The sequence below is a fragment of the Methylobacterium sp. WL116 genome (assembly GCF_008039455.1).
Classification (GTDB): domain Bacteria; phylum Pseudomonadota; class Alphaproteobacteria; order Rhizobiales; family Beijerinckiaceae; genus Methylobacterium.
Genome location: NZ_VRUV01000378.1, coordinates 1 through 4514 on the forward strand (window position 1 = coordinate 1; position 4514 = coordinate 4514).

5 protein-coding genes are annotated in these 4514 nt (G+C 73.9%); 2 read left to right on the top strand and 3 right to left on the bottom strand.

From position 1 onward, the window contains the following. Nucleotides 1-676: GNAT family N-acetyltransferase (locus tag FV223_RS20850; RefSeq protein ID WP_147728796.1), on the top strand; the 676-nt coding region annotated here is incomplete at its 5' end. 165 nt (nucleotides 677-841) lie between these two features. Then, the gene (locus FV223_RS20855) at nucleotides 842-2026 is read left to right on the top strand and encodes an acyl-CoA dehydrogenase family protein (RefSeq protein ID WP_147728797.1); all 1185 of its coding nucleotides are present in this window, start codon (nucleotides 842-844) and stop codon (nucleotides 2024-2026) included. A 377-nt stretch (nucleotides 2027-2403) separates the two neighbouring features. On the opposite strand, the gene FV223_RS20860 is transcribed toward FV223_RS20855, so the two are convergent. The 3 genes from FV223_RS20860 to FV223_RS20870 all read right to left on the bottom strand — a co-directional run. Beyond that, complete coding sequence (locus FV223_RS20860) at nucleotides 2404-3036, bottom strand: DUF2939 domain-containing protein (protein ID WP_147728798.1); 633 nt, start codon at nucleotides 3034-3036, stop codon at nucleotides 2404-2406. Between the two features lie 28 nt (nucleotides 3037-3064). After that, nucleotides 3065-3616 carry an RNA pyrophosphohydrolase gene (locus FV223_RS20865; RefSeq protein ID WP_147728799.1) on the bottom strand — a complete coding sequence of 184 codons (552 nt, stop codon included), beginning with the start codon at nucleotides 3614-3616 and terminating at the stop codon, nucleotides 3065-3067. A gap of 86 nt (nucleotides 3617-3702) precedes the next feature. Beyond that, nucleotides 3703-4514 (bottom strand): divergent polysaccharide deacetylase family protein (locus FV223_RS20870; RefSeq protein ID WP_147728800.1); only part of this gene is annotated, 812 nt, incomplete at its 5' end.

Genomic DNA, 4514 nt, shown 5'->3' on the forward strand with positions numbered 1-4514 from the left:
GGGGCGGCGCGATGCCGCCTACTGGGCGCATGCCCGCGGCTCCCTCGACCTCGCCGGCCTGACGCCGGAGGCGCGCACGGGCTATCTCGGCCACGTCAGCGGCAGGAGCCGGCGCAAGCTGCGGCTCGCGCGCGAGCGCCTGGAGGCCGGCGGTGCGGTGGTGCTCCAGACGATCGCCGATCCGGCCGCGCTGATCGACGCGCTCGACGACTACGTCGCCCTCGAGACCGCCGGCTGGAAGGGCCGAGCCGGGACCGCCCTCGGCCAGCGCCCGGCCGAGGCCGCGTTCCTGCGCGGGATGGTCGCCGGGTTCGGCGCCCAGGGCCGGATCCGGATCCTGCGCCTGCGCCGCGATCGCCGCACGCTCGCCGCCGCGATCCTTCCGCGAAGCGGTCACGAGGATTTCGTCCTGAAGATCTCCTACGACGAGGCGGAGGCCGCCGCCGCGCCGGGCGTCCAGCTCGTCCATCGCCTCACCGAGGCCGCGCTGCGGGACGGCGCGATCGCGCGGATCGATTCCTGCGCCGCCCCGGACTACCGCCTCGCCGAGATGTTCTGGACCGGGCGCCGGGCGATCGCGCACCGGTTGGTCGAGGCCTCGCCCGACCCGCTCTTCCCGCTCGCGGCCGCGCTGGAGCGTGCCCGCGAGCGCTATGCCAAGTGGCGGGCCCGTTAGAGCGTTGCGGCGGCGGCGCATTGCCTCCAGGGTCGTGCGGTCCAGTTTGCCACGGCAAGAGACTCGAAGCTCGACCGGGAGGATCCGATTTCCAACGCCCCTGCCGCCCGCTCCGCCGATCCGTCCGAGAAGCCGGATCGCCACGCCCCGAAGCCGCCCGAGCTGATGTCGCCCTGGCGCACGGATGCGCGCGTCGCGCTCCAGGCCGAGGCCCGCGCCTTCGCCCGCGACGTGGTGATGCCGCTCGCCGACGCGCTCGACCCGCAGAAGGCCGAGATGCCGCGCTCGCTCATCGCCGCGATGGCCGAGAAGGGCTGGTTCGGCCTGACGATCCCGGCCGAGCACGGCGGCATGGGGCTCGGGGTGTTCGAGTACTGCCTCGTCTCGGAGGAACTCGCGCGGGCGTGGCTCTCGGTCGGCAGCATCCTGGCGCGGGGGCAGGGGCTCGGCACGCAGGTGCTCGACGACGCCCGCCGCGCCGACCTGCTGGCGCGGTCGGCGCGGGGCGAATGGATCGGCGGCATCGCCCTCTCCGAGCCGGGAGCCGGCTCGGACCTGGCCGGCGTGCAGACGCGGGCGGTGCGCGAGGGCGACCATTGGGTGCTGACCGGGACCAAGCGCTGGGCGGGCTTCGCGCGCGCGGCCGACTTCATCGAGGTTCTGGCCCGGACCCGCGATCCGGAGCCCGGCGAATTGCGCTCGGCCGGGCTCGAGCCGTTCCTGGTGGTCAAGCCGCCGGGCGAGTTCCCCGAGGGCATGACCGGGCACGTCATCGACAAGATCGGCTATCACGGCTTCCTGACGTTCCAGCTCGAGCTCGACGGGGTGCGCGTCCCCGAGAGCGACCGCCTCACCGGCCTCTACGGCGACGGCGGCGCGGACGCGGATTCCGGCGGCTTCGCCTCGGTGCAGCGCGGCCTCAACATCGCCCGCGTCCACACCGCGGCCCGCGCCGTCGGCGTCGCGCGCGCGGCGGTGGAGGACTCCCAGGCCTACCTTCAGGAGCGCGTGCAGTTCGGCCACCCGATCGGCGACTTCCAGGCGCTGCGCTTCGCGCTCGCCGACATGGCGGCCGAGGTGGCGCAGGCGCGCGCCTTCTGGTGCCAGGTCGCCCATCTCCTCGACCAGGGCGAGGCGGCCGAGAGTGAGTCCGCCATGGTGAAGCTGCTGGCCACCGAGATGGCGGTGCGCGTCACCAACCAGGCGATGCAGCTCCACGGCGGCAACGGCTACACCACCGAGCGGCGGGTCGAGCGCTACTGGCGCGACGCGCGGCTGACGACGATCTTCGAGGGCACCAGCGAGATCCAGCGCCGCATCATCAGCGACCGGATGCTGCCGAAGGCCTGACGCCAGACGGCGACCGCCCGCCCCCGCACGCGTGTGCGAGGCGCGACCGTCGGCGAGGCGGCCTGCCGGACGCGCTTGCGGCGGGCGGACGCCCTTTTGTGCGCGGGGACGACAACATCGAACTCGCCGACGCCGACGGTTCCGTCGGCGTCCGGGCGTCCAGGGGTGCGTTCCGGGGCCTTGCCGAGGATCGGCCGCGAGACGTTTCGCAACGATGCGGTGGTGCAGGGGCCCCAGCGCGGTGCCGGCCATCGCGGACCGCGATCGATCGGGCGTGCCTGCCATGAATGCCGGCTCGGGACATTCTCGCCCCTGCAATCGTTTGCGGGACGACGCTCGCGCGTGACCTGAAACCCGCCGCGCGCTGCCGCTCACCCTCAGGGTTGGGCTGCCGGTGCCCGCTCGCCGGCGCGGGCCCGGGCCAGGGTCCGGCCGAGGCGCTGGGCCATCTGGTCGCGCAGGGCTTCGGCGACCTCGATGTCGACGAGCCGCCAGGTCCAGCCGCGGAGGCGCAGGCGCACCCGCAGCTGCTGCGCCCGCGGCGCGTCCGGCGGGATCGCGATCACGGCGGTGCGGAAGCCGCGCATCTCCGAGGCGATCCAGAACGGAAACACCCGCCCGATGCGATCCAGCCTGAGCCCGGACGGCTTCACCCCGTCGGGACGCGGGATGTCGAGGCTCTGCGGCCAGCCGTCGTCGAGCAGGTCGAGCACGGTCTCGGGCGTCACCATCGATTCCGCGAGCGCCAGCGCCACGCCGACCGCCGCCTCGTTGAGGCGCTGGCGATCCTTGGCATCGAGGGTCGGATCGTTGTCCGACGCCGAGCGCAGGGCGGCGGTGGTCTGCCGGACCAGCGACAGCCGCAGCGTGCGAAAGTTGGCATGCTGCTGGACGAACGCGACATCGTGCGCCCTCACCGCCCGCGCGAAGTCGTAGAGCGTCCAGAGCGGCGTCAGGGTGAAGGCGAACCAGCCGAGCACCGCGACGAGGGGAAACACCCACCAGCGCATCGCCCAGCCTATCGCCCGGCCGCCGCGCTCACGCGCCGACCGACCACGCGTGCAGCGGCGCGAAGGCCGCGACGACGCCCTCGTAGACCGGCCGCTTGAACGGCACGATCAGCCCCGGCAGCTCCGCGAACGGCACCCAGCGCCACGCGTCGAACTCGGCCTTGTGGGCACCGCCGCCGGGATGTTCGACGTCGATCGCGTCGTCGTCCCCAAGGAACCCGAAGGCGAACCAGCGCTGCGTCTGCCCGCGGTAGCAACCGCGCCAGGCCTGCTTTCGCACATCGGGCGGCAAGTCGTAGGACAGCCAATCCGGCGCCTCGGCGAGCAGCCGGACCGAGGCCGCGCCGACGTTGGTCTCCTCGTGAAGCTCGCGCAGGGCTGCGGCCTGCGGCGCCTCGCCGTCGTCGATCCCGCCCTGCGGCATCTGCCAGGCGAGGTCGCCCGCGACGTGCTCGGGGCCGGCCTCCGGCTTGCGGCGACCGACGAAGACGAGCCCGGCGCGGTTGATCAGGGTGACCCCGACGCAGGGGCGATAGGGCAGGCTCTCGCCCGGATCGCGGGATTCGGTGTCGCTCTTCATCGGCCGCGACCATAGGGAGGGCCAACCGGCGCGGCAACGTCGGGAAACACGATATCGGCAGCGCCCGATCGCGGCAGCCGCCGGGCTCAGTCCGCCTTCGTCACCCGCACCGCCTTCGCGCCGCGGAGCGCCACGCTCGCCGGCACGAGGCGGATGCCGCGGCCCTCGAGCTCGCGGCTCCAGCGCGCGATGCGCTCGATCGTCATCGGCTGGGCGCTGCCCGAGGCGAGGGCGAAGCCGTTGGCGCGGGCCTGCGCTTCGAGCCGGGCGAGCTCGCGATCGATCGCCTCCGGGCGCGGCACCGCGTCGAGGACGATCTCGGCGCGGGCCGCCGGCACCTTGGTCTTGCCGAGCAGGTCCGCGGGCACGCCGCGCGCGTTGGTGCCGTCGTCGAGGAAGCCGAGCCCGCGGGTGGCGATGTCGCGCAGGACCGGCTCGAACGCGACTGCGTCGGCCATGAACTTGGCTCCCATGAAGTTCGTGACGCCGACATAGCCCGAGAACCGGCTCATCACCCAGGCGAGGCGGTCGGCGTTCTCGGATCCCTTGGCGGCGGTGAGCAGGCCCTGCGGGCCGGGATCGCTGTCGGGGTAGTCGAACGGCTCCATCGGCGCCTGGAGCAGGATCTCGTGGCCGAAGGCGCGGGCCCGCGCCGCGCTGCGCTCGGCATCGGCGCCGTAGGGGGAGAAGGCGAGGCTGACGGCGGGCGGCAGCTTGACGATCGCGCTCGCGGTGGCGGCCTGGCCGACGCCGAGGCCGGTGAGCAGGATCGCGATGCGCGGCCCGCTGCCGGGCTCCTCGGAGCGTGCGTAGACGTCGAGCGGGCGGATGCGGCCGTCGCCGAGCTTGGGCAGGACGCCGTGGCGGCCACGCTCGGTCAGGCGCGGGTCGGGGGCGG